20 protein-coding genes are annotated in these 25,499 nt (G+C 56.6%); 8 read left to right on the top strand and 12 right to left on the bottom strand.

Translation table 11 applies throughout. The features are described 5' to 3' along the window. A partial coding sequence (locus RSSM_RS16900; protein ID WP_044302821.1) for a GspE/PulE family protein occupies window positions 1-821 on the top strand: 821 nt, incomplete at its 5' end. An 18-nt stretch (window positions 822-839) separates the two neighbouring features. Beyond that, entirely contained in the window at window positions 840-1,697 is an 858-nt protein-coding gene (locus RSSM_RS31760; RefSeq protein ID WP_008681292.1) for a hypothetical protein, read from the top strand. Between the two features lie 83 nt (window positions 1,698-1,780). On the opposite strand, the gene RSSM_RS16890 is transcribed toward RSSM_RS31760, so the two are convergent. The 3 genes from RSSM_RS16890 to ppdK all read right to left on the bottom strand — a co-directional run bounded on the left by RSSM_RS16890 (window position 1,781) and on the right by ppdK (window position 6,439). Next, window positions 1,781-2,734: a type I phosphomannose isomerase catalytic subunit gene (locus RSSM_RS16890; RefSeq protein ID WP_044302820.1), complete on the bottom strand. Its 954-nt coding sequence runs from the start codon at window positions 2,732-2,734 to the stop codon at window positions 1,781-1,783. Window positions 2,735-3,249: 515 nt separating this feature from the next. Next, complete coding sequence (locus tag RSSM_RS16880; protein ID WP_008681290.1) at window positions 3,250-3,585, bottom strand: tetratricopeptide repeat protein; 336 nt, start codon at window positions 3,583-3,585, stop codon at window positions 3,250-3,252. Window positions 3,586-3,751: 166 nt separating this feature from the next. Continuing rightward, a complete protein-coding gene (gene ppdK, locus RSSM_RS16875; protein WP_008681289.1) occupies window positions 3,752-6,439 on the bottom strand; it encodes a pyruvate, phosphate dikinase in 2,688 nt (895 codons plus the stop codon). A gap of 703 nt (window positions 6,440-7,142) precedes the next feature. On the opposite strand from ppdK, the gene RSSM_RS16870 reads away from it, so the two are divergent. Together RSSM_RS16870 and RSSM_RS16865 are read left to right on the top strand one after the other, a co-directional pair. Then, window positions 7,143-9,320: a sensor histidine kinase gene (locus RSSM_RS16870; RefSeq protein WP_008681287.1), complete on the top strand. Its 2,178-nt coding sequence runs from the start codon at window positions 7,143-7,145 to the stop codon at window positions 9,318-9,320. 142 nt (window positions 9,321-9,462) lie between these two features. Then, entirely contained in the window at window positions 9,463-10,809 is a 1,347-nt protein-coding gene (locus RSSM_RS16865) for a sigma-54-dependent transcriptional regulator (protein WP_044302825.1), read from the top strand. 586 nt (window positions 10,810-11,395) lie between these two features. Here RSSM_RS16865 and RSSM_RS16860 read toward each other — a convergent pair. From RSSM_RS16860 to RSSM_RS16840, 5 genes are all read right to left on the bottom strand, one after another. Next, complete coding sequence (locus RSSM_RS16860; protein WP_044302824.1) at window positions 11,396-12,388, bottom strand: HAD family hydrolase; 993 nt, start codon at window positions 12,386-12,388, stop codon at window positions 11,396-11,398. Window positions 12,389-12,500: 112 nt separating this feature from the next. Further along, window positions 12,501-14,123: an arylsulfatase gene (locus RSSM_RS16855; protein WP_236621201.1), complete on the bottom strand. Its 1,623-nt coding sequence runs from the start codon at window positions 14,121-14,123 to the stop codon at window positions 12,501-12,503. 82 nt (window positions 14,124-14,205) lie between these two features. Beyond that, the gene (locus RSSM_RS16850; RefSeq protein ID WP_008681283.1) at window positions 14,206-14,577 is read right to left on the bottom strand and encodes a response regulator transcription factor; all 372 of its coding nucleotides are present in this window, start codon (window positions 14,575-14,577) and stop codon (window positions 14,206-14,208) included. 144 nt (window positions 14,578-14,721) lie between these two features. Then, the gene (locus tag RSSM_RS16845; protein ID WP_008681282.1) at window positions 14,722-15,348 is read right to left on the bottom strand and encodes a response regulator transcription factor; all 627 of its coding nucleotides are present in this window, start codon (window positions 15,346-15,348) and stop codon (window positions 14,722-14,724) included. A gap of 114 nt (window positions 15,349-15,462) precedes the next feature. After that, complete coding sequence (locus RSSM_RS16840) at window positions 15,463-17,373, bottom strand: ATP-binding protein (protein ID WP_144059891.1); 1,911 nt, start codon at window positions 17,371-17,373, stop codon at window positions 15,463-15,465. 586 nt (window positions 17,374-17,959) lie between these two features. Between RSSM_RS16840 and RSSM_RS16830 the strand changes: the two genes are divergently transcribed. Together RSSM_RS16830 and RSSM_RS16825 are read left to right on the top strand one after the other, a co-directional pair. Next, entirely contained in the window at window positions 17,960-18,931 is a 972-nt protein-coding gene (locus RSSM_RS16830) for a hypothetical protein (RefSeq protein ID WP_144059890.1), read from the top strand. 208 nt (window positions 18,932-19,139) lie between these two features. Continuing rightward, a complete protein-coding gene (locus RSSM_RS16825; RefSeq protein WP_144059892.1) occupies window positions 19,140-20,522 on the top strand; it encodes a PhoH family protein in 1,383 nt (460 codons plus the stop codon). A gap of 90 nt (window positions 20,523-20,612) precedes the next feature. Here the strand turns inward: RSSM_RS16825 and RSSM_RS16820 are convergent, their stop codons facing one another. Then, complete coding sequence (locus RSSM_RS16820) at window positions 20,613-20,882, bottom strand: DUF2024 family protein (RefSeq protein WP_008681276.1); 270 nt, start codon at window positions 20,880-20,882, stop codon at window positions 20,613-20,615. 268 nt (window positions 20,883-21,150) lie between these two features. Then, window positions 21,151-21,519, bottom strand: a complete 369-nt coding sequence (locus RSSM_RS16815; RefSeq protein ID WP_008681275.1) for a DUF488 domain-containing protein — start codon at window positions 21,517-21,519, stop codon at window positions 21,151-21,153. A gap of 325 nt (window positions 21,520-21,844) precedes the next feature. Here RSSM_RS16815 and RSSM_RS16810 point away from each other — a divergent pair, with 325 nt between their 5' ends. Further along, window positions 21,845-23,626 (top strand): NADPH-dependent assimilatory sulfite reductase hemoprotein subunit, encoded by a 1,782-nt coding sequence (locus RSSM_RS16810; protein WP_008681274.1) that lies wholly within the window; start codon window positions 21,845-21,847, stop codon window positions 23,624-23,626. Between the two features lie 333 nt (window positions 23,627-23,959). Beyond that, window positions 23,960-24,394, top strand: a complete 435-nt coding sequence (locus tag RSSM_RS16805; protein WP_008681273.1) for a GyrI-like domain-containing protein — start codon at window positions 23,960-23,962, stop codon at window positions 24,392-24,394. 81 nt (window positions 24,395-24,475) lie between these two features. Here RSSM_RS16805 and RSSM_RS16800 read toward each other — a convergent pair whose 3' ends face one another. Both RSSM_RS16800 and RSSM_RS16795 read right to left on the bottom strand, forming a co-directional pair. Further along, window positions 24,476-24,901 carry an RrF2 family transcriptional regulator gene (locus RSSM_RS16800; protein WP_008681272.1) on the bottom strand — a complete coding sequence of 142 codons (426 nt, stop codon included), beginning with the start codon at window positions 24,899-24,901 and terminating at the stop codon, window positions 24,476-24,478. A 123-nt stretch (window positions 24,902-25,024) separates the two neighbouring features. Beyond that, window positions 25,025-25,237, bottom strand: coding sequence for a hypothetical protein (locus tag RSSM_RS16795; RefSeq protein ID WP_008681271.1), 213 nt, complete (start codon window positions 25,235-25,237; stop codon window positions 25,025-25,027). Between the last annotated feature and the right edge of the window lie 262 nt (window positions 25,238-25,499).

Below are 25,499 nucleotides of genomic sequence, written 5' to 3'. Positions count from 1 at the left end.
GTGCCGGGACGCTCGACGAACTCGGCCACACTGACGAGGTCACCCAGTCGCTCAAAGATACGCTCGCCGAAACCAGTGGAGCGATGTTAATTACCGGACCGGCGGGCAGCGGTAAATCCACAACACTCTATTCGGCGATGAGACACCTCGTCCGCACGACGGGCGGCAACCGAAGCCTGCTGTCGATCGAGGATCCGATTGAGGTGCCGGTCGAAGGTGTCGCGCAAAGCCAAGTCAATAACGCCGCCGGGTTTGACCTGCATTGCGGTTTGCGATCGCTTCTTCGTCAGGACCCCGAAGTGATCATGATCGGCGAGATCCGCGATAAACTCACCGCCGAAATCGCGATTCAGGCTTGTCTGACTGGACAACTGATGCTGACCACTTTTCATGCCGACAGCACTGCGACTGCGATCAGTCGGTTGATCGACATGGGTATCGAACCGTATCTGCTCCGCAGTGGAGTGATCGGAATCGTTAGCCAACGTCTGCTAAGGGTTTTGTGCGACTGTGCAGTTGAAACACGCGAAGGTGAACACTTTCATGGTCTGCCGATCGATTGGTGTCGCATCCCGACCGGTTGCCAAGTGTGTCATCAAACGGGATACCGCGGTCGTGTCCTGACGAGCGAGTTTTTGAGCCTGAAAGACGCCAGCCTCGCGGATGAAATCCTGACAACAAAAGATTCCCGCGCGATTTATCGCCTCGCGGTCGACAGCGGAATGAAATCACTATGGCATCGGGCGACGGAATTGGTCCGTGAAGGTGTCACGAGCCCGTCTGAGGTTCGACGCGTGCTCGGTATCACGATGCGAATCTAGGATCACTGCAAACTATTCATGACCGCGATCTCATCGTCCGATGCCGTTGGCCGCACTCGCTACTGCAGTGAATGCCGCAAACAGCTCAAGTTCTCCGCCGTGTCGGGCGAAGGATCGCGTGAAGGAAAGAAGTACGTCACGTGCACCCATTGCGGGCATGTCAACCGAGTGAATACGAGCCTTCCGACGAAACTCCGCTCAAGTCCGACGGAGTCGGCCGACCACGATCCCACACAGATTGGCTCGGTAAATCCTGACTCAACATCGGGCACTGGGGAAGACGAATCACGTGAGATGTCCTTCGATGACGCAAACTCGACGCCGGACGGAACAATGTCGGATTCGCACTGGGGGGCTGCCCTCGACGGCGACATCAAACTCAAACCACCCGTCGAACCGACTCGATATCAAGCGCACGAGACGATCACCGAAGCCGTGTCGGCCGATTCGCTCGCGACAGCCTCGCCTCTCGATGGGATCCGAATCGATCCGCCGGAACAGAGTTCTGTTGCGGACGATTCATTCCGTCAGGAGCAAACTCGCGACCGGTACAACCAATCGAGTGGCCTTTACCCAAGCGAGAGGCATTACCCGACTCTCGAGGCAATGCAGCGACTTTATCGGCTGTTTGGGTATGTCATCATCGCAACGGTGTTCCCGTATTTGTTCTTCCGACTGTTCGCAGTGATCATCCGTGCGGAGGAGGGTTTGCTGCCGGATCTGATCGCGTTCAGCGAGTTCGCCGTGCCGGTGATCTTTGCGTCCGTCGCGTTAGTGGGAACCCTCTTCGCCGCCTCGGAAGGGATCCGATTGGCGATCAATCTGCAAGACAACACCCTGCGAATCGCCAATCGCAATGGACGTTTGAAGAAGTGACGTGCGATTGAAGAAACGACGTAGATCGATCGCGGGCAAAGGTGGCGGTGGCGGCGAACGCCAGCGAACTCGACGCGGTTTCTTTAAGTCATCGTCAACACTAGCGAATCATTTTCTAATTCGAGTGTGACCGCGTCATGTGCGGCGGGGAGGAGGATTGAGTTGCCGGCGGTGAGGTTGATTCGTTCGGAGTCGGTGACGAGGGTGGCTTTGCCTTGTGGGACGGTGATGATGTGGAATCGGTTGTCACCGCCTACGGTGTCGCTGCCGTTGCTGATTGCTCGCAAACGGAATTTGTCGCATTCGACGAGCGTTTGCCAGCCGTCTGCTGATTCGTCGGCGCGGATGGGGGCGACCGGGCCGCGTTCGAAGTCGGTCACTTCGATGCTTTGTTCGATGTGCAGCTCTCTGCCTTTGCCGCTCGCGTCGGTTCGGTTCCAGTCGTAGAGCCGGAATGTCGTGTCGCTCGACTGCTGGATTTCTGCAACGAGCAAACCGGCGCCGATCGCGTGGACCGTTCCGGCGGGGATGAAAACGCAATCCCCGGGTTTGGCTTCGAATTGGTGCAGGACCTCTTCGGCGCGTCCTTCTTCGACTGCGGCACGCAGCGCGGACGCGTCAACGCCCTTCTTCAGCCCGGCGTAGATGACCGAGCCGGGTTTTGCGTCAACGATGTACCAAGCCTCGGTCTTGCCGAGATCGGGGACAGGCATGGTTGCACCGTATTCATCGGTCGGGTGCACCTGAACCGAAAGCACTCGATTGCAGTCGAGATATTTCAACAGCAACGGGAAATGGTCGTTGGCGGCATCTCCCATCAACCATTCGTTGTGCTCGGTGAGGAGGTCCTTGAGCGTTTTTCCTTCGAGGTGACCGGACGTCACGACGCTCTGGTCGACGCCGTGGTCGACCACTTCCCAACTCTCGGCGTAGTCGGATTCGTCACCGATCGGTTTGCCGAGTCGTTCTCCGAGCAGGCGTCCGCCCCAAATCGTTTGTTTGAGAACGGGTTTGAATTGCAATGGGTAAGGCTTCATGGCAACCACGTCGCGACGAGAAAGGTTGAAAGACGGTTTGGTGAATAAAATGGACACCCGAAAACGCGCGAATCGATCGGCGCTGGGGGCAATTCGAAATGTGACGTGTCCGATCCCCTTAGCTGGATGTCGCCAGAGTTCAGGTCACCGAAGTCTGGCGATATCGGATACGTTTTTTTGAACATGCTTTAGTGGTACGTCAAAGGCTAGTATTCCACTGCAGCGTGGCTTTCGGGTGGAATCGTAGTGGATGACGCAAGGAATCCCCTTGCGCGACTTGCGCATCAAGGACTCGTCGCCTCGTCCACTACCCGAAAATCAAGTTGACATGAAGTACTAGTGTCAGGGTACCGAAATTCGCTGGGAGTTTCGGGACGGGTCGTGGGTCACCGAAAGTCTTGGCGACTTTCGCTACGGTCTTGAGCCCTGCATCTTGATCGTGACGCACCACTTGCTGTGGCTACTTTCACGCAGCCGCGGCGAATGCCGATCGGCTGATTGGTTTTCGGAAGGTTCTAGAGTGCGTTGAGTTGTTGGGCTCGTGCCATCGCGTCTTCGGCTTTGCGGATGTATTCCTGGTCTTGGGTGCCGGCCCATGCCTTTTGATACGTGACGCTCATCGCGGTGAAGTTAAACGGGTCTTCGGGTTCGAGTTCGCAGACTCGTTCGCCGTGTTTGACTGCCTTTTCGTGGTCACCGGTTTTGGTGTAAACGCGGGCCAACGCGAGGTGCGCGAGGACGAAGGTTTCGTCTTCGGCGAGGATCTTTTCGAGAGCCTCAGCGGCTTCGTCGAATTTCTCATCGTCGATCAGTTTTTCGACGTCGTTGTATTGTGCGTGAATATCGGACATGGGACGTGGGCTTCGCAGGAGGGTTGAAAGTTGCCATGGCCGCGACCTGTGATCGGGACCACGAATTCACGGCGGATAGATTAACGCAAAACCCTCCCCGCGCGAACGCGCGAGGAGGGCCTGTCGTGAAATCGTTAAAAACCTCGAAGGAGGCTCAGTCGAAAGACTACTTTTGGTTCAATGCGGCTTGAGCAGCAGCGAGGCGGGCGATTGGCACGCGGAACGGGCTGCACGAAACGTAGTCGAGTCCGGCCTTGTTGCAGAACGCGACCGACGCGGGGTCACCGCCGTGTTCGCCACAGATACCGATCTTCAGTTTGCCCTTGGTGCTGCGACCCTTCTCGACACCCATTTCGACCAGTTGGCCGACACCGGTTTGGTCGAGCGATTGGAACGGGTCGACAGGAACGATCTTGTGCTCGATGTAATCGGGCAGGAACCCACCAACGTCGTCACGGCTGTAGCCGAACGTCATTTGGGTCAAGTCGTTTGTGCCGAAGCTGAAGAAGTCGGCGTACTCGGCGACTGCGTCTGCGGTCAAGCAAGCACGTGGGATTTCGATCATCGTACCGATGAGGATGTCCAAGTCACCTTCGAACTTCTTCGCGGTCGTGGTCTTCTCGATCGTGGCTTCGACCTTCTCGCGAAGGATGCGAAGTTCAGCCGAGGTACCGACGAGCGGGATCATGATTTCTGGGTGAGCGTCGATCTTCTTCTTCGCACACGAAATCGCGGCTTCGACGATCGCCTGAACCTGCATTTCGAGGATTTCAGGGTAGGTGATGCTCAGACGGCAACCGCGGTGACCGAGCATCGGGTTGGCTTCGTGTAGAGCTTGGCTGCGTTTCTTAATCTCGGCCGGTTTGACGCCGAGTTCTTCCGCCATTTGTTTTTGCGACGCGGCGTCGTGTGGCAAGAACTCGTGCAACGGTGGGTCGAGCAAACGAACGGTAACCGGGCATCCCTTCATCGCTTTGAAGATGCCTTCGAAGTCTTTGCGTTGGAACGGCAGCAACTTCTTCAACGCCGCACGACGATCGTCTTCGGTGTCGGCGAGAATCATCGAACGCATGTGGATGATACGGTCGGCTTCGAAGAACATGTGCTCGGTACGGCACAGGCCGATGCCTTCGGCACCGAAGTCGCGGGCACGCTTGCTGTCGGCAGGCGAATCGGCGTTGGTGCGAATCTTCAGCGTGCGATACTTGTCGGCCCATTTCATCAACGTTGCGAAGTCACCCGAGAGTTTCGGCTCTTGAGTTTCGACTTCGCCCGCCATGACTTCACCGGTCGTGCCGTCGAGGCTGATGGTGTCCTTGGCGGTGAAGGTGCGAGTTTTGCCTTCCGCGTTGGTGACGGTAATCTTCTTGGCTTTTTCATTGATATGAATGTCGCCGGCACCGGCAACACAGCACTTACCCCAACCGCGGGCGACCACAGCAGCGTGGCTGGTCGCACCACCGGTGCTGGTCAGGATTCCGCACGCGGCGGACATGCCTTCGACGTCTTCGGGGCTGGTTTCGCGACGAACGAGGATGACCTCTTCGCCGGCTTCGTGACGCTCACGAGCTTCCGGTGCGGTGAAGGCCAGTTTACCAACGGCTGCACCGGGCGATGCGTTCAGGCCGCGGCACAGAACGTCGGCGGCGTTGCGAGCGGTCGGTTTGAACGAAGGCAACAGGCAGTGCGTCAGGTCCGACGGTGGTACGCGGAGGACAGCTTCTTTCTCGGTGATCAGACCTTCTTTGACCATGTCGCAGGCGATCTTCACAGCAGCGATACCGTTCCGTTTCCCGGTACGGGTTTGCAGCATGAAGAGTTTGCCCTTCTCGATGGTGAACTCGATGTCTTGCATTTCTTTGTAATGCGACTCGAGCGTCTTCTTGATTTCCATCAACTCTTTGTGAGCGGCCTTGTCCCACTTGCCCATTTGCGAAACGGGTTGTGGAGTACGGATACCGGCCACAACGTCTTCGCCTTGTGCGTTAACGAGGAACTCGCCGTAGAACTTGTTCTGTCCGGTGTTCGGGTCGCGGGTGAAACCGACGCCCGTTCCCGAGTCATCGCCCATGTTTCCATAAACCATGGCTTGGACGTTAACCGCGGTACCGATCAGGTTTGCGATTTCCGAGTTACCCTTGGCGGCTTCGATACGGCGATACGAGATCGCACGATCGGCGTTCCACGAACCGAAGACAGCTTCGATCGCGAGTTGCAATTGCTTGATCGGGTCTTGGGGGAAGTCTTCGCCGGCGTCTTTCTTGTAGACCGCTTTGTAGGCTTCGCACAATTCGCGAAGGCCTTCGGCAGGCACTTCGGTGTCTTCGGTGACTTTGTATTTTTTCTTGATCTTGTCGAACGCTTCTTCGAAGCTGTGGTGAGGCAGCCCCATGACGACGTCGCCGTACATGTTGATCAGTCGGCGATACGCGTCGTATGCGAACCGTTCGTTCTTGGTCGCTTTGGCGAGGCCTTCGGTGGCTTCGTCATTAAGGCCGAGGTTCAGAATCGTGTTCATCATCCCTGGCATCGAGACGGCCGCACCGCTGCGGACGCTGACCAGGAGTGGGTTGTCGTTGTCGCCGAAGTTCTTGCCGAGTTCGCCTTCGAGGGTCTCGACCGCTTGGTGAACTTCGTCCATCAAGCCTTTGGGGAGTTTCTTGCCGCTCTTGTAGTAGTCACCACAAACTTCGGTGGTGATTGTGAATCCAGGAGGCACAGGCAGCCCGATGGAGGTCATTTCGGCGAGGTTGAGGCCTTTGCCGCCCAAGAGTGCTTTCGATTGACCCTTGCCTTCGGTTTTCTTTGCACCGAAGTAATAAACCATTTTGGCTGCTGCAGATTTCTTTGCCATCGTCGCTAGATGTCCCTGTGGGGGTTCATGATTTGGGATCCGAGTCGGCCCAAACCGCAGGTCGACAGCTTCTCGCCGTCAGGAGGCGCTCACTCGCGCCGGGTTCAGTACCGGGAATTAGCCGGAAAGCGTATTTGCATCACAAGATTAGGTCAATCGTACGGGGGTCATTCCGCGTCAAATTGCCCGCTATTTTCGGCCGCGCGATCGATTGTGACGCGCCGCATCGACCGGTTGCCGAGATTCTTCAAACGCGAAATCACCTCGACCGGAAAGCCGAAAGATCAAAATCGGTCGAGGGGCGATCGATTTACCAGCTCGCTGCGCCAGCGAGGGATCACACCCAACCACGCGATTGCGCATCGGGCCAACTGCCAATCGTTCGCCGCGGGGTTTTTCACCAAATCAACTGCCCTCGAGCAGTCCGGTTCACACCGACGAGCCGAACGTCGCCCCAGTCGTCCCCGCGATCGTCACTGGGCCGCCTCCTTCGACGGCATCGGGACGATGAAATGTCGCAGCCGAAACACGCAGCCGATTCAACCAGGCGTCTCCCGCCCGTTTCAACCGGCGTCCATCGGCGGACGAGAACGGTTGCATTTGAACGCGGAAACGACCTTGATGCCATATGCGGCCGGCGATACCCTGGAGGCTCGAGTTACATGGATGTTTCACGCGAGTCACGGGCCAGGGAGGCCGAGCGATGCGCAGTTCTCGAGATTTCTTGCGTTCACGCATACGCTTTTTCAAAAGTGGTGATTCTCGCCATGCTGGCGGTCCCACGACGCGGGATGTTTCACGCGTTCGACCGGAGGCAGGAATTCAGCCGGATCGGTCCGCCGACGACGGCAATCAGTCGTCCTCCGCCAAACCGTCGATTCCGGCCGGTGCAGACGGCCCCCTCGGCGTCCGAGAAGCGATGGATTTCGACGCCAAAATGGATCTCGACGCGAGCAATCTCGACTACTCCAGCGTTTGGGGATCGTTCGATCCGAATTCGGGCGGCAACGCCGCTGGCACCCGGTTTTCATCCGCGGACGGTGCGTCAAAGTCGAGCACGGACTCGGGGATTTGGAAACGCGGCACTCCCGTCAGTGGATTGCTGCAGCGACATTCGATCCGCACAAAGTTGTTCTTCGGCGTCGTCACGCTTGCCTGCACGATCGGTTCGTTGGCGGTGGTGGGTCTGCTCGGGTTTTATCGATATCGGACGCTCGCCGATGCGATCAGTGTCCGCGCGACGGAGTTGTCTCACGCGACCGAGTTGAACCAGTGGGCCACCGCGGCCCGCGACAGCAACACGCGGATTTGCCTGATGAAGTCGCGCGAGGGGATGATCGATTCGTCGGTTCTCGCCGAAACGGGGCTGCAAATGGAGCGAGCGAACTTTGACCAGGCGATGCTCGAACTGGTTTTGACGCTCAATCGCTATGCCGACGCAATCGGCGTGGATTGCTCGATGAGCGAATGTGACCTCCTCGAATCTGAATGTAGCCTCGTCGAATCAGTGGCCGGTCCGACCGATTCCGGTGGGCTGTCATCGACCCTGATCGACACCCGCGAGCAACGCGAATCGGTCGTTGCGATCGGACGCAGTGTCCGTCTTTGCGAGAGAATGCGGCAGGATCCGCGGGCCGTCGCCGTTTACGCTCAAAACGGTACGAACGAATTGTCTGACCAACTCGGCGATTTGGTCCGCCAAACGCGGCAGCATCTCGGTCTGATCCACGGGCAAATGGCCAGCTTCAGTGACCACGTCAAATTGCAGCATCAGGCCGGAATCGCCGGTGCGTGGATCGCGTTGGCGATCGCGACGGCCATCACCGGCGCGATGGTCTGGTATTTCCAAATGATGGTCATCGGCCCTTTCAGCAACCTGGTGATGGGCGCCCGCTTGGTGGCTCGCGGGCAATACCGCCACCGTATCGAAATGGGCAGCGAAGACGAGATCGGCGAACTCGGCGAAATTCTCAACCAGATGACCGACCGCTTCCGCCGCAGCATGTTGCATATTCAGAAGATCTGCAAAGAGAAGGACGAAGAGGTCAAAGTGCGTTCACGCGAAGTGATCCGCAACGAACAGTTGGCCGGGGTCGGGTTCCTTGCGGCAGGTTTCGCACACGAGATCAACAACCCGATGGCCGCCATCGCGTGGAGCGCCGAGGCGTTGGAATCACGCGTCAACGATTTGTTGATGTACCCGGCCGACGAACGGTTGCTCGACGAAGAGTTGATGGAAACCGTCCAGGAAAACCTGCAACGGATCCAAGGCGAAGCCTACCGCTGCAAATCCATCACCGAACGGATGTTGAGCTTCAGCCGCATCGGCCACGTCGATCGGGAAAGTATCGACATCGCACCGTTGGTCAGTGACGTCGTCGAGATGATCGGAACATTGGGCAAGTACAAGTGCAAGAAGATCTCTGTCGATGCGTCGGACGGTGTGTTTGCTCACGCGAACTCGCAGGAAATTCGCCAAGTCATTTTGAACTTGGTGACCAACGCGATGGAAAGCGTCGACAGTGACGGGCGGGTGGACATCGTCGTTCGAAACGACGTGAACTTTGCCAGTATCACGGTGCGTGATTCCGGTTGTGGTATGACCGCGGACGTGATGCAGCATCTGTTCGAACCGTTCTACACGCGGCGACGCGACGGAACCGGCACCGGACTCGGGTTGAGCATCTCGTACCGCATCGTGTCGCAACACGGTGGCCAGTTAATTCCTCGCAGCGAAGGGGAAGGATGCGGGTCGGAGTTCGAACTCCGTTTACCAATCCGTGCACGCAACCAGCAGCCAGCCGACCAACAATCAACCGAATCGGTCTCGGGCAACGAACCACAGCGAGAATGGCAAGACGCCTCTCCGCAGGCGGCCTAGGACGCATGAAGACACGCCGGGATTTTTAAACACCGATGGGTGACCTCCCACAATCTCAGTAGCAGACCCACTCAGTAGCAGACTCATGTCAGACAAACGAAAATCAACCGCCAAGGGCGCCGCCAAGCCGAACTCGTCGAGCATGCATATTCTGTTCGCTGACGACGAGAAACCACTGCAGGAATTGATGCGGAAGGAATTGCCGCGAATGGGCTACCGCGTGACGGTTTGCCCCGATGGGATCACGGCCGTCGAAGCGATCAAGCGGGAACGGATCGATTGTTTGTTGGTCGACCTGAACATGCCTGGATTCAGTGGCATCGAGGTGATCGCACAGGCACGTGAAATCCGGCCGGAGATCGACGCGATCATCATGACCGCGAACCCATCGACCGAAACCGCCATCGACGCGATCAAATACGGAACGTTCGACTATCTGACCAAACCGACCCGATTGGCGGACATCGCCACGTTGCTGGGCCGGGTGAGCGAACGCCGCGAAGGCAAACGTTTGCTCGCCGCGTTGATGCACCGACTCAAACGTGCCGAAGGGCATAGCGATCTGATCGGCGATCACTCTTCGATGGACGCGGTCCGAAAACTGATCGGTCGCGTCGCCCCGACGGAGTCGACCGTTTTGGTCCGAGGCGAAACCGGTTGCGGGAAAGAACTCGTCGCCCGCGCGATTCACGACCAGAGTCTGCGTGCCGACAAGCCGTTCGTGGCGGTTAATTGTGGCGCTCTGCCTGAGAACCTGATCGAGAGCGAATTGTTTGGACATACCAAAGGTGCGTTCACCGGCGCCGACACGACACGAGTCGGCCTTTTCGAAGTCGCCAGCGGCGGAACGCTGTTCCTTGACGAGATCGGTGAGTTGCCGTTGGCCGTCCAAGCAAAGCTGCTACGTGTGCTCGAGACCGGTGACATTCGCCGGCTCGGAGACAACGAGAGCCTTCACGTCGATGTGCGAATCGTGTGCGCGACCCACCGCGACCTCGAAGCGATGGTAGGCGAGCAAACGTTCCGCGAAGATTTGATGTTCCGTATCAACACGTTCGAGCTGCGGATTCCTCCGCTGCGTGAGCGAATCGATGACCTCGTCCCGTTGGCCAGCCACTTGCTGCGACGTCACCGCAGCGACGGCGTGGACGATCAACTGTTTACCGAGGAAGCTATCGCGGAGCTGAAGAATCATCAATGGCCAGGCAACGTTCGCGAACTCGCCAACGTGATCGAGCATGCATCGGTTCTTTGTGACGCGTTGCCGGTTGGTGTTGAGCATTTACCGTCGCAGTTCTCCCGCCGGAAACTGCGCGACGACCTGATCGGCAACGCCCCCATGTCGCTCAAAGAACTCGAGCAACTCGCGATCGACCGAGCCATGAAACGTCACGACGGAAACAAGAAGGCTGTCGCCGAAGAACTCGGAGTCAGCCTCAAAACGCTCTACAACCGCCTCAGCCTCACCAGCGACAGCGAAGCCGCGTAGCGAGCAAACGAATTAACGAAGTTCGCCCCAAAAGGTAGCCGAAGTCGCATGACTTCGGAGAATTACGAGAGCCGTGCAAGCAAGTTGGAATTCACCCTCCCGAACGCAGGAGGTCGTGCAGTTTTCAAGTGCTGTGCCAGTAGCGCCTTGAGAACCCCGCCCGCGCGGGACGTCGATTTTATTTCTGACGTTCTTCGAGGCATCCTTGGCCCAGGACCTGAACCGTAGTGGACGAGGCGGCGAGTCCTTCCCCACGCAAGGAACTCGTTGCCTCGACCACTACCAAATGCTGCCCTTAATCAACCGACACCCCAGCGGGAGAGGGCGGAAAGCGAGCGTTCAGCGAGCTTTTCGGAGGAGGGCAATCCGCGCCGCTTCCCATGCCCGGCCCCTCCCTTGCGTACGCCTGAACGGCGTCGCTCGACCTCCCCCCAGCCTTCGTTTTGGGAGAGACAATTGTGTAGGAACCCAACTAATTGTGTTCCCAGAAAACTGCACGACCTCCAGCAAACGCAAGTGGTCTGAACTCTTGGCGAGTCCAGCGATGGGATTTCCGATTGCGATCCAACTCGTCCGCGCTGATCCATTACTTCGCCGGATAGATGACCTTCCAGTCCTGCTTCATGTCCACCACCGTCCAGCCTTTCTGCTCGGCATCATCGAGGGCTTTGTCGAGTTGGCCGATGTGCGATTCGCGACCGTATGCCCATTCTCGGTCCGCGTCGGTGTGATGCACGATCAAACCGAAACTCGGTGATCGGCCGATCGTTGTGTACTGCAGCATTGCCCAGTCGCCGTCGGAGTTGCCGGCTGCGAAAATGGGACGGCGGCCGATGTGGGAGTGGATGCCGACTGGCTTGCCCTCTTTGTCGTCGATGAAATCAATTTCCGGCAAGCGAACGATCACCGGTTTACCATCGCGTACCTCGTAGCGCGACTGGATGCTGCTGCCGACAACCTGTTCCGGCGGGATGCCGTAGGTCGCTTCCGTCCATGGCCGCATGAACTCGATGCCGCCGCCCGAAACGATGAAGGTTTTGAAATCATTGGCACGCAAGTACGCGAGCAATTCCAACATCGGCTGATAAACCATTTCCTGGTACAGACGCCCGGTCTGGGGATGCTCCGCGGTGGAGATCCACTCGGTGACAATCTGTTCAAACTCGTCCGCCGTCATGCCCGCGTGCGTGGCGGCAACGATCTCAATCAATGACTTTTTGCCGCCAGCCATGACTGCTTTCATGTCGCCTTCCAACACACCCTGAAACGGTTGTTTGGTTTTCCACTCGGGGTGATCCGGTGCCATTGCTTTGACCCGGTCGAGCGCAAACGCGAGTTGGAAGTAGTACGGCTGTTCGCTCCACAGCGTGCCGTCGTTGTCAAACGTGGCGACCCGTTCATCGGCAGGAACAAAGTCCGGTGAACCTGGCCGGGTGACCCTCTCGACGAAAGCCACAATCGACTGCTTGGTTGCTGTCTCGTTCCACGAGGGAAGTGGATCGTCCGCCACCGCGATTGACGAACTGGTCAACATCGCCGCGACAGATGCGACGAGGAAGGCACAACAATTGATTTTCATGATTGCGTTTTCGTTGAAAGAGGAGTCGAGATGAGAGGAACGTGACGAAAGAGGAGTGCGCATGAAAAAAGGCGTGGCGAGAATTCATCCCCGCCACGCCTCGCAAAAGTGATCAGTCTTGCAGCTCTTTCAAATCGATGCCTTTCTTCTTCAGCAACGATTTGATTTCGTCGACCTTGCGGAACCGCTCGATCGTCATGGGGCCGGTGTACGTTTCACTTTGAAGCTTACGCGGTGGGTTTTCCTCGTAGGTCTGCATCAACTCGCTGGTCGCTTTGTTGAACAGAACCATCGTCCAGGTTTTCTCGGTGAAGCTGTTCATGAACAAGTCATAACGCTCCTGGGGGTCTTGCCATAAATCATAGACCGCGGGGACGGTGGCTGCATACTTCTGCGGTCCACGCCATCCCAATTCAGCCCCGGGTGCGTCGCTGCCGGCTTGGGCACCGTTGTCACCACGCTGGTTGAAGACGGCCTTCCATTTGCCGAAGCGAATCGCATCGGGTGAGAGATCGGATTCGGTGAAGTAGTACCACTTGTTGCGAGTCCACTTGTCTGTTTTGCCGGTCAGAAGCGGTGTCATGTCCTGGCTGTCGAAGACGATCGGTTCGCCTTCGCGGTCTTGTTTGGGCAGTTCCACTCCGGCGACCGAAGCGAACGTGGCGAGCATATCGAGGCCACCGACGATTTCATGCGAGTCGGTGCCAGGTTTGATCTTGCCAGGCCACCAAGCGATCGCCGGCACGCGGTGCCCGCCTTCGCGAGCGGTTCCTTTGCTGCCGCGAAATGGTGTGTATCCAGCGTCGGGGTGCACGTCTTGCCACGCACCATTGTCGACGGTGTAGAACACCAACGTGTTGTCATCGATGCCGAGTTCACGGATCTTGTCCATGATCTTGCCGATGTTGTCGTCCAGCTCAACGACGCAGTCGCCGTACTTGCTCTTGGCAGGCGACTTCAGTTCGTAGCCTTCGGCGGGAAGGTTCGGTTGGTGGTTCTTGGCAAAGTTGATGCTCATCAGGAACGGTTTGTCTTCCTTGGCAAACTTCTCGAGATACTCGATCGATGCCTTCGTGGTCATCACATCGATTTCGGCGATGTTGTCATCGGTGACCTTGGCCACTTCGCGAGCTGGTTTGCCGGCTTCGCCGTCGAGGATCCCAGTGGTGATCTTCGCGAACGCTTCGCGAAGCTCCGGTTCCATCGATGGGTTGAACGATTCCAGCGGGTACGTGTAGGCGTTCAGGTGATACAGGAACGCGTTTCGCATCACGTCAAAACCGTGAGCGGTTGGCATCGCGTAGTCGTCTTCACCCAAGTGCCACTTGCCGGCGAAGAAGGTGTTGTAGCCGGCCTTCTTCAGGATCGATGCGTAGGTCCATTCCGCGGCCGGCAAACCACCGCCTTGGCCTTGGAAGGCGACCGTCGTCATGCCGCTGCGGTTCGGGTAGCGACCCGTGATCATTGCGGCTCGGCCAGCCGTGCAGCTCGCTTGGCCGTAGAACGACCAGAACTGCATGCCTTCATCTGCCAACCGGTCCAAGTTGGGCGTTGGCATCCCGCGGCCGGCACCTCCGCCATAGCAGCCGAGGTCGCCGTACCCGGTGTCGTCTGAAATCAGCACGACAATGTTGGGTTTGTCAGCGGCTCGTGCCGTTGTCACGGTTGCCACCAATCCGAAAAGAGCGAGTAGCGCCGCCTGCGTCAACGCCATCGTGTTTTTACCTTTAGACACTCCAGTTCTCCCGAACAGTCAATTAAGAAAAGTTTCGTTCCTTCAGTGATCTCAACCGGTTCCGTCCGGCGATGTATGGTGGTCACGCACGCTCAATCGCGTTGTGAATGGAATCGAGAAGCACTTCGGCATCGATCGGTTTGCGGAGCACGTCAAACGCCCCCGCCTGCATCGCCGCGTGTCGCGACAGATGATCTTCTTGGGACGTCAGGAACACCGTTGGAATGAACCGCTCGCCATCGAGCAGCATCTGTTGCAACTGCAACCCCGTTGTCCCGCCGAGTCGCATGTCCAGTAGCAAGCAATCTGGTTTTTCGGAACTCGCCGCGTCCAAGAATTCATCCGCCGACGCAAACGTTTCCACGCTGTAACCACTCGTTTGCAACAAACGGCGCAAGGCAGTGCGGATCGACTCATCGTTGTCAATCACGGCAATGGTCGCGCGATGTTGCATCGATTGGTAAGTCCGCCCCGGATCATTCGGCCGATCACGGGAATGCGTCCGTCAAGGAAGCGTTCCGAACCGGATAGAACTACGACGGTGAATACGGTAGCGACACTTCCCCGCAGGCAAAATCATTCTTTGGGATGATTCGCATCATCCTTTCGATGAGGCCTGCGCTGACTTCTCGACCATCCGAGCCAACTCGGCGATCGAAGAGGCTGCCATCTTTTCCATGACATTGCGACGATGGCTTTTGACCGTGGGCTGAGAGATGCCGAGGCGGCTGGCGATCTGTTTATTGGGCAACCCTTCGACGACCAATGACAAGACTTCGCGTTCGCGTTGTGTCAATGATTCCAAGCGTGTTCGGATGTGCCCCAACTCGCCGCTACCACGTCGTGCCAAGATATTTTGGTCGATCGCCTGTCCCACCGCGTCGAGCAACTTTTGATCGTCGACGGGTTTGGGCAAAAAATCAGTGGCACCCGCCTTCATCGCCCGGACCGACATCGGAATGTCACCGTGGGCGCTCATGAAAACGATCGGCAGGTCCTCTTGGGTCTCCTTCAAACGTTCTTGCATGTCCAACCCGCTCAGTCCCGGCATGCGGACGTCGAGCAACAAGCAACCGGCGACATCAGCACGCTGGTGATCGAGAAAATCACGAGCCGAACCGAACAGTTCCACGCGCAGCCCGACTGACTTCAGCAAACGTGCCTTGGCAGTTCGGACGGACTCGTCGTCGTCAACGATGTAAACGGTGGCGTGGGTTTCGGGCATGCCGCCATCTTAATCGTCACGCGTCGGCTCGCGAACACCCTCGGGCTGCGACCGATTGACGTGTTGCCTGTGTTGGAGTTGCACTTACTGGCGACGCGTGTGCACATCGGTGCATCATCCCTTGGACTCGCAAACGCCTGGCAGTTGAACGTGAAAGGTGACCCCGCGAGTTGTGTTCTTCGCAACCCAAATTCGCCCTTGATGCGATTCGACGATGGACTGGCTGATCGACAACCCCATGCCGATCCCACCGGTCCGCGTTGTGAAGAATGGATGAAAAACCTGCTGCAACGATTCGTCATCGAGCCCGATCCCTTGGTCGCATACGCTGAGGTGAACCGATCCGTCGTCGAGGCCTGTCCGCACAGTCACCTGCTTGGCGTCCGGTGGCGTTTCTGCCATCGCTTGGGCTGCGTTGATCAATAGATTGAGGATCAATTGCTGCAGCCCAACCTTGTCTCCTTCGACGCGTGGCAGATCGTTGTCGAGGTCCTTTTCGATCGTGATCCCGCGGCTGATCGCGTCCGGGGCGACCAGCTCGAGCACGTCCTGAACGATCTCATTCAGATCGACGAGTTCACGAGTGGGGTGTTCCTTTTTGGCGAGCGAACGGACATGGTTCAGAATGCCGGCGGCACGATTCCCGTCCCCCGCGATGTCCTTCAGAGCCGCGGCGACCTCGTCGGTATCAGGCGGTGTTTGTTGCAGCAGTCGGATTGCGGCTTGCGCGTTACTGACGATTGCGGACAAGGGTTGGTTCACCTCATGAGCGATGGACGTGGACAGTTCGCCGACGGTCGCAACGCGATTCACCCTCGCCAATTCATCTCGTTGCCGGCGGCTGGTCTCTTGGCTGGCCAACTGCAACTGTTCCGCTTTGCGCCGACGACGGATTTGAATCAACAACACTGCGATCAGTGCTGCCTGCAGCAAGATCAACGTGATCGCCGCGATGATCCGTCCGGGGTAACGCTCCCACGCGGTCAACTCACGAAACGCAACGACGCTGCCCTCGGGAACACGCGATTGGTTCAGCCCCCAGTGTCGCAGTTGACGCCAATCGAGATGGTTCAGAGCGAGCGTCTGCGAAACGTCTGGCACAGCATCTTGGTTCCCATCCAGAACTTGCAACGCTAGCTTTGCAGTGCTGTTCGCCAAGCCCTCGAACGTCGCAAAGTGGCCACCAACAATTCCTCGTCCGTGATACGTGTTGTAAACGCCGTACAGAGGCGATGGAGAAACGGCCGCCAATCGCTCGACAACATCAGGCGAAAAGAAATGCTCTCCGTTGCCGTCTTGCATGCAGAGCAAAAACAAAACGATGGCATCGCGAGGCAATACCTGGACACGGCGGATCAACTCGTCCATCGGCAAACCACTCAGATACGTCACCTCGAATCGTTGATCGTATCCCGATTCTCGCAATTGCTCGGCCGTGGAACTCCGCCAATTCCGGTCCAGTTGAGACTCGCCGGTGATGACAAACAATTGTTTTGCTTTTGGCTGCAACCCGATCGCCAGATCCAACGTGGGCATCAATTCCAAGCGGATCGGAATGCCGGGGATCTCATTCAAACGAGGATCGCTTGCAATCCGCTGATGCCCCACACATGTGTAAATCAGAGGCACGTCGGCAAACAACGAATCGCGACTCTCGACCAAAAAGTCCAACGCTTCTGAGCCGCCCGCAACGACGAGATCAACCTTTCTGTCCGCGAACTTCTCCTTGAGCAGCGAGCGTGTCCGTTCCAGGTTTGCTTCGCCCGGGAAACGTGCGATATCCAGATACTCGTTGTAGACGTCCACGCGATACTGACCGCTGACCTGAAGCCTGTCTCGCAGCACCCGGTCAACGATCTCGTTCGCAGGCAGAACGTCGCCGTAAGAGTAGACAACGATGACGTTCCGCGTCTTCGCATCATCCGCTTCGCTCGCGATCGCCGGAACGGATTGGCAGAACGCCAACGCGGTCAGCACCAACGCGTTGCGATCGCGACAACCAATCCGAGTTCTCAATCCAAACATGCAATCAAATCGAAACAAACGCGTTCTTCCTCGGTCGTCATCCATCACCAAAATGTCCAGCCCGAACAGATGCTTCCCGCGCTGCGGTCGTCAGGCAAACTCCATCGCGTCTTCGACGAGCGCCGAAGGCACGTGCGAATATCTGCTGTCGCGAGCTGATACACAATCACCGTCGGCGCGATTGTCAAAATCTCACCCGGCACAAACATCGGAATGTGGCCGAGCACCACCTACGAGGGAGTGGCAACTGCGATCGTGGCATCCGGGAAATCGTTCTCGCGATTCCCAGGTTGTGCTTCTGTTGATCAGCATAATCGAACACGTGACACTTTTTTGACCACTTGCCGAGCGAGGTGGGGCTGTGACGTGTCGTTGACAAGTCGCTCTGGCTGGTGTTCCCGGTGAGGAATTGCCGCGAAGAAGCGCTCATTGGAGCCGCGAAACGCGAACAGAGTTCTGCGATTGTTCTCACTTAGGCATGCTGCTTGCAGATAGTTGGACTCATTGCAGAGCGCGTCTGCCCAAATCCTCAGACACTCTTTTCGAGTCAGCAGACGCTTCTTCCCCACCCTCTATGGAGACAACTATGAATAAAAGATTCCTGGCCCCTTGCATCGCAACATTGATTATCGGCGGCACCGTGACCGCTCAGGGAATCCCCGGAAACCCAATCCAACGATCGGTGGATGCGGTCGGACGGACGGGGCAGGCGATCGGCCGCGCGACCGGAACGGTCCAGAACACCCTTGAAAACAGCGTCGGACGTGTCACCCGCGGGGTTCAAAACACAACCCAGCGAGTGCTTCGCCCGAACGCTCCCGTCGTCAACGGCACGCGCAGGTATTCCGCGAATGGGAACGTCTACGGTCATGCTGCGGCCTATAGCAGCTACCACCACGGCAGCCACCACGCCGGTGGAGTTGGGTATCCGTCGGGGGGCGTGCACACGCAAGCAATGCCGCACGCCATGTCGCAGCCGATCGCGCACACCGGACAATCGTACCGCTTGATGCATGATGAATCCGGACGTGAGTTTATCTGCGTTGGCGGCGAGCGAGTTTACTTCGATGGCAACGTTCACGTCGATGCCGATGCTCATTCGCAGGGAACGGGCCATTCGAACGAACGCTACGAGGCTGGCTACGGAGGATATGACTCTCAGCAAGAGTCGTTCAATGCCCCACGTGTCGAAGGCTCGGATAGCAATCCGTCGCAGCCCGAACAGGATTGGGACCCAAATGCACGGACCAACAAGAACTCCCCAAACGCTCGGCCGGATGACGTAGGGTTGGACGCCAACCAGTCCATCAATGCCGACACGGACGCGGGTGTCGACGCGGCGGTCAACCGCAATAGCGGTACCGCACGTGCCCAAGCCGATAGCGGCGCTAACGCTGGCAGCAGCATTAATTCTGGAACGTCGGAAGAGATGCTCCGCCAGAGCACGACTGCCGGCGGCCAGCAAAACGGGAACACCAATACTGATTCGTTCGGTGGCGATTCTGATTTAGGGTCCGCCGCAAAAGACGCGGTGACCGGCGACCTCGGAAACGAGTAAGCGTGAATCGAGCGACGTGACAACCAACCGAAAATCATCGAACGCGTTTGAGGGCAAACACCTCAAACGCGTTTTTTGTGCTGATGGCATGCCTATGTGATCGTACCGCTGTCTTTATCCAATATTCACGAGTCGCGTTACCGGCCCACCCGCGAGATCCGATAACCTGTGTTTGCTTGCTATTCGCCTGTTTGTGCTTGCTATCAGGATGCCCACCTGCGGGGCAACTCGTCTTTTCTCTAACGGAGCCAATCATTTGAGCGACGTCGATCGGACCAAAAAGGTTTTTGTTCTAGATACCAACGTCATCCTCCACGATTCGAAATGCCTTTACTCGTTCCAGGAACATGACATCGTGATTCCCATCACGGTCCTGGAAGAGTTGGACGACTTCAAGAAAGGGCACAGCGATATCAACTACCAAGCTCGCGCTTTCTTGCGGTCGCTTGATGATCTCACCGGCGACGTTCTCAACGAGATCGGCGCATCTCTCGGCCAAGGCAACGGCAGTGTCCGGATCGAGTGGCAACACAGCAAAGATCCTCGGCTCGACAACACGTTCCTGACGGATTCTCCCGATCACCGTATCCTCGCTGCGGCGCTCCGGCAGACAGACAACTATCCAGATCGGCAAGTCATCCTGGTGTCGAAAGACACCAATATCCGAATGAAGGCCAAAGCGTTCGGGTTGGTCGCTCAGGACTACACGCGAGACAAAGTCGAGAGTATCGACAAACTGTATACCGGCAAACGTCGGTTAGAAATCAGCGACACTGACATGGAACGATTCTACGCCAACGGACAGAACGTTCCGACGGAAGAACTCAGCCCGATCGAGGATCTCGTACCGAACGAAAACCTGATCTTGCGAAGCGGTTCGAAGTCGGTGCTGGCTCGATTCAATTCCGACGAGGACCGATTCGAACGCGTCGACAAAACTCGGTGCTACGGCATTATGCCTCGAAACGCGGAGCAGTCGTTTGCACTGCATGCGTTGATGGACATGGACACGAAACTGGTCACTCTCGCGGGAAAGGCGGGGACCGGGAAGACGCTGCTCGCTCTCGCCGCGGCGCTGCAATGCCGCAGTGACTATCGCCAAATCTTGCTCGCTCGACCAATCGTGCCTTTGAGTAACCGAGACATCGGATATCTGCCCGGTGACGTTTCGGCAAAACTCGACCCCTACATGCAACCGTTGTTTGACAACCTGACGGTGATTCGGCATCAGTTTGATGAAAATTCGCAAGAAGCCCAGCGAATCAACAAGATGCTGGAGCTGCAAAAGCTGGTCATCACGCCGTTAGCGTACATCCGCGGTCGAACGTTGCAGCGAACGTTTTTCATTGTCGACGAAGCCCAAAACCTCACGCCGCACGAAATCAAAACGATCATCACACGAGCCGGCGAAGGCACCAAGATCATCTTCACCGGCGACATCCACCAGATCGACCATCCCTATTTGGATTCGCTCTCCAACGGGCTTAGCTATCTGATCAACCGCATGGTCGGACAACCCATCTACTCGCACATCACACTCGAAAAGGGCGAACGATCGGAACTCGCCGATTTGGCGTCGTCGTTGCTTTAGAAGTGTGACCCCACGTAGCTCGGTCTTTCCAAGACCGAGACTTAGAGTTGGTTTGGTGTTTGACGTCGTGAGGTGTAAAAAAACGGTACCTCATCCTGCAGTTCGTCCAATCCTTCTGAGTGGAACAACGGCAAAGCCGCATCGTTCGACTTTCGCAAGCGTACCCGGGGCAATCGGCGTCTGCCCCGACGACTTCCATCGGTCGAGTGCGATCTCGATTTCGGGATCGTCCGCACCCACAAAGTCGTGAATGAGCTGTTCTACTTCGTTTTGACGCATTCCTGCAGGGACGAGCGAATCGAAGTGCAGGATCGTGCCGTCCAAAGCCGTGGCATAGGTGTCGTAAACATCTATTTTCATTGAGTTGCTCCGCCTTCTCCCACCAAAATTGACGTCATGCCGACCGTGAACGCATTTTAAACATGCAGTGACGGTGCATGTTTATGTCGGCACGAGTGGGCCGATCCGTGAATGTCGTTGGGCTGAGCCGGAAAACTCGTCGATCCAATATGCGACAGCGTTTGTACACTTCCCGGAAGTGCCGACCGAACATGAAACCGGCAGGTCGCGTTTCAATCGCGTAGATGTTTCGCACTTCTGCCAACCATCGGCGCGGCGTCCACAACCGTCATGGCTTCCGTTTGCCGAGGTATTCCTTCAGCACGACCGCGTTGTTGTGTTGTTCGTCTTTGGCTGCGTAAACCAGCAAGATTGAACGTTCGCCCGCGACCTGCAGCAACTCGTAGGCGTCGTCCTTTTTCCCCGACAACTCATGGAGAAACCGTTTGCGGAACTCTGCCCATTTATCGGGATCGTGACCGAACCACTGACGCAGTTCATCGCTCGGTGCAAGGTTCTTTGCCCATTGGTCCAATTGCAACGGCTCCTTCTTCACCCCGCGCGGCCAAAGCCGGTCGACCAATACGCGATATTGTATTCCGGAATCAGGTAGGTCGTACACTCGCGCAATCTCAATTTTCTTTTGCGATTCATTCATCGTTCGCGATCCCAGTCGTAATTCATCGTTTTTTCCTTTCGCGTTGCATACGCTTCGGTCTGATCTTTGGATATCCCTTCGTCGGTGAAGTAGCGGAATTCAGGACGGCTGAGTTACAAACCGCTGACGCTTACGGGAGAGCGTGGATGTATGAACAGACGTCGTGGACGAGGTCACGAGTTATACAGCGTGTCCCGATTGCTCGTCGCCTCGATCACCACATTTTGTGTGCTTTCTTGACAGGTGGTTGTACGACTGCTTAAAACATGCACGCAAAGTACAGGTTTAGGATTTTTGCGTTTACCCGCGTCCAGGATAGTCATTGATGACAACAGAAGAACCGAAGAAGTCGAAGGTTGAATTGATCAAGGAAGCCAGTGTCGGACTACGCGGAAGCATCACGGCGGAGTTGGCTGACAAAACGACCGATCACGTTGTCGATGCCACAACGAAACTGTTGAAATTTCATGGCACCTATCAACAAGATGATCGGGACTTGCGGAAGTCACGGCGGAAAGAAGGACTAGGAAAAGCCTATTCATTTATGGTGCGTAACCGGATTCCCGGCGGCAAGATGACCGCCGCGCAGTTCTTGGGTGAACTCGACATCGCCGATGAACTCGGCAACGGAACGATTCGCATCACGACGCGGCAAAGCATCCAATTGCATGGCGTCGTCAAGAACAACCTGTGGGATGTGATTCACCGTATCAACGAGATCAAACTGTCCACTCAATCGGCTTGTGGCGATGTAACGCGGAACGTGTGTTGTTGCCCCGCACCGCTTCGGCAGAATGGTCTGCGTGATCAGTTGCAGCAACTCGCCGACGAGATCGCGGTGCACGTCCGACCCAAGACGGCGGCGTACCATGAGATTTGGATCAAAGACCCGGACACGGGCGAGAGAGAACAAGTCGTTGGTCCACCGGCCGAGCCGGAGCCGGATCCAATCTACGGCAAAGCTTACCTGCCGCGTAAATTCAAGATCGCGTTGGCACTGTGTGACGACAACTGTATCGACATCTACGATAATGACGTTGGACTGCTAGGCGTGACCGAAGGCGACAAGCTAATCGGTTTTAATGTCTTGGCGGGTGGCGGGATGGGGACAACGCCGAGCAAGAAAAATTGCTTTCCGGCGCTAGCCAAGCGATTGACGTTCGTGGAAACCGAGCATCTGTTGCCGATCATCACGGCGATCATCTTGGTGCAACGTGACTTTGGCAATCGCGCCGATCGAAGTCAGGCCCGGTTGAAATACACGATCCACAACATGGGCTTGCCGGCCTTCAAGCGCAAGGTCGAAGAATACCTAAGCGAAGCCGAATCGATCTGCGGCGTTCCCAATGGGACCCTGCCACGGCCCCTTCCCGCGCCGCGCCCCGACGATGTGACCGGGCATGACGACCACATGGGCTGGCACGAGCAGGGCGACGGAAAATGGTTCTTGGGGTTGCCGATCGAGAACGGGCGAGTGAAAGACGAAGGTGATCAGCGGCTCAAGACGGCGTTTCGTTTGCTGTTCAGCGATCTAGTGACGAATTGCCGATTAACGGCCCAACAAAACATCTTGTTGTGCGACATCGAGCCGAGCCAGCGTGAAACGATCCAGCAGGTGCTGGCGGATCACGGCGTGGTGACGGTGGACCAAATTAGTAACGCACGCCGGTTTTCGTTCGCATGCCCGGCGCTGCCGACCTGTGGTTTAGCGGTGACCGAAAGTGAACGAGCGTTGCCGGGCGTGATCGACGACATCGAAGCGGAACTGAGCGGCCTCGGATTGGCGGACGAACAGTTTTCGATTCGCATGACGGGCTGTCCCAATGGATGTGCGCGACCGTACAACTCGGACGTCGGATTGGTCGGCCGCAGCATGGACGGCAAGACCGGCGAAGGACGCTACACGATCTTCCTGGGCGGAAACCTGCGTGGAAACCGCATGGCGGAAATCTACAAAGACCAAGTGCCACGTAGCGAGATCGCCTCGACTCTGCGCTCTGTATTTTTCCAGTTCAAAGAGAGTCGCGGATCGGGCGAAAGCTTTGGGGAGTACTGCGAGCGAATCGGCGTCGAAGAGTTAGCCAAGAACTGTGAAGTAGCCACCTAGCAACGTTGCAACGGAAGTTGCCAACAGGCGGTTGGTTGATTCGCCCGCAGCGCAACGGTTTGTCGATTGAATCAAGAGTCAACCTGTTTTCGTTTAACGGCAATACCGTTCAATTTTCGTTTAACCCGTGCCCGAAGGGTAGGTTGTGTTGCGTCAAGCGTCGCCTACGGCTACCGGTTAAACGAAAACGCCACAACCCGGTGCTTCATTGAACGGTATTCGTTTAACCGGTAGCCGTAGGCGACGTGCAGTGGCAAGTAGGTCGCCTTTGGCTGCCCGTTAATCGAATAAATCAACAGCCCGCCAGAGTTTTAGAGCCCATGAGTCAAAAGCATGAACATCATCCAACAATACGCTCGAACTTTGTACGGCATCGAAGCCCGCATTGATGGTGACCCGGTTCGGCAGATCGGTGCGGTTTGGGATCGTTTTCTCACCGAGAACCTTGCCGAAGATTGCCCGTCACGTCTCGATGATAATTTGGTCGCTTTGTACTGCGACTACGAAGGGGATCACACACAGCCCTACACGTTTTTTCTCGGCTGCGAAGTCCTCGATGTTTGCTCGGCTGAAGATGGGTTTGCCATCCGCTACACGCCGGTGGGCAACTACGCGGAGTTCAGCGCGTTTGGGGCGATGCCAGACGCAGTGATCGACAAATGGCGGGAAATCTGGGAGATGGAGCTGTATCGAAACTACATCGCAGACTACGAGATTCACGATCCGAAATCGCCAAACGAAGTGTCTGTCTACGTCGGCGTGATGTAGTTGTCGCCGAATCGCATGGAGGCCGATCTGCTCCGCTGGTTCGCCAGAGAACCAACCGCTCCCGTTTCGTATCGGAGAAGTTTAAGCGGACTCAACGCGGTTAAATTGCCGCCGAGTCGGAATGACTTCCGCAAGCGTGACGCCATGAAGGTACTCCTGCTGAACACGCTCGGCTTCCGACAGCACTTTCTTAAGTTTGCAGAACGAATGGATCAGACATGAATCATCAGTCCCCACACACGACAACAGATGAGTATCACTTTCCATCAGCTGAATCACTTCACCAACTGAAATGTCTACCGGATCGAGAGCAAGTTCAATTCCACCGCCGATGCCGCGAGTGCTGTGAACGTAGCCAGCCCGGGCTAGCAAGTTGACGACTTTGGCAACGTGATTCGTTGAAATGGCAAACAGATTCGCGATGTCCGCCACCTTGGAACGCGTGTCGCGTGTTGCCAAGAACATGAGCGTTCGTAGTGCATAGTCGGTTTGGGTGGTGAGTTTCATCGTGCTTGCTGGTGTGACGTATTTGCTAGCGCGCGTGATCTGCAATGACCGCTAGGCAAATTGAAAGCTTCCGCAGATGCCCTCAAATATGTAGAATAGACGCAGGTTTTGCCAAGAATAGAACTACGGACAGTCACGGTCAACGGGCGCAAAAGTCTCGGTGGTCGCGAGGAGTTGCTCGAAGACTTCTTGTGGACTCAAGCCTTGGTGAATGCAGACGTAACGCAATGACTTGCCCGCGCAGCTTGTGTCCAATCCCCACCGGTCGAACACTTTCGCCGTTTCCGGATGCTCGATGATCCAATCGGGGATGGGGGTGTCTAGGTCGCAGTTCATCTTTTTATTTTAACGGATCGAACCAAAGTGACCACCTAGTCCTCAATCAAGCGATCACCTGCTTTAGATATAGTTGAGAAACTCGAAAACCCTCGGCGTTTTGCGTGTGTATTGGAGGTTACGACAACTTCAATCCACTCACTCAACGGAGGGTTTCGAGTGAACGTCAAAGTACGCCAGCAACTTCAGAAACGCAAACGCAAATTATTACGTCGGATTTCGGTTGAGCATGGTAAGTGGCAATCGCCCATGATCCGACCGG

Source organism: Aporhodopirellula sallentina SM41 (assembly GCF_000346505.1).
GTDB lineage: Bacteria > Planctomycetota > Planctomycetia > Pirellulales > Pirellulaceae > Rhodopirellula > Rhodopirellula sallentina.
The sequence above is the reverse complement of the archived record's forward strand: the minus strand, read 5'-3'. Positions and strand labels throughout refer to the sequence as shown.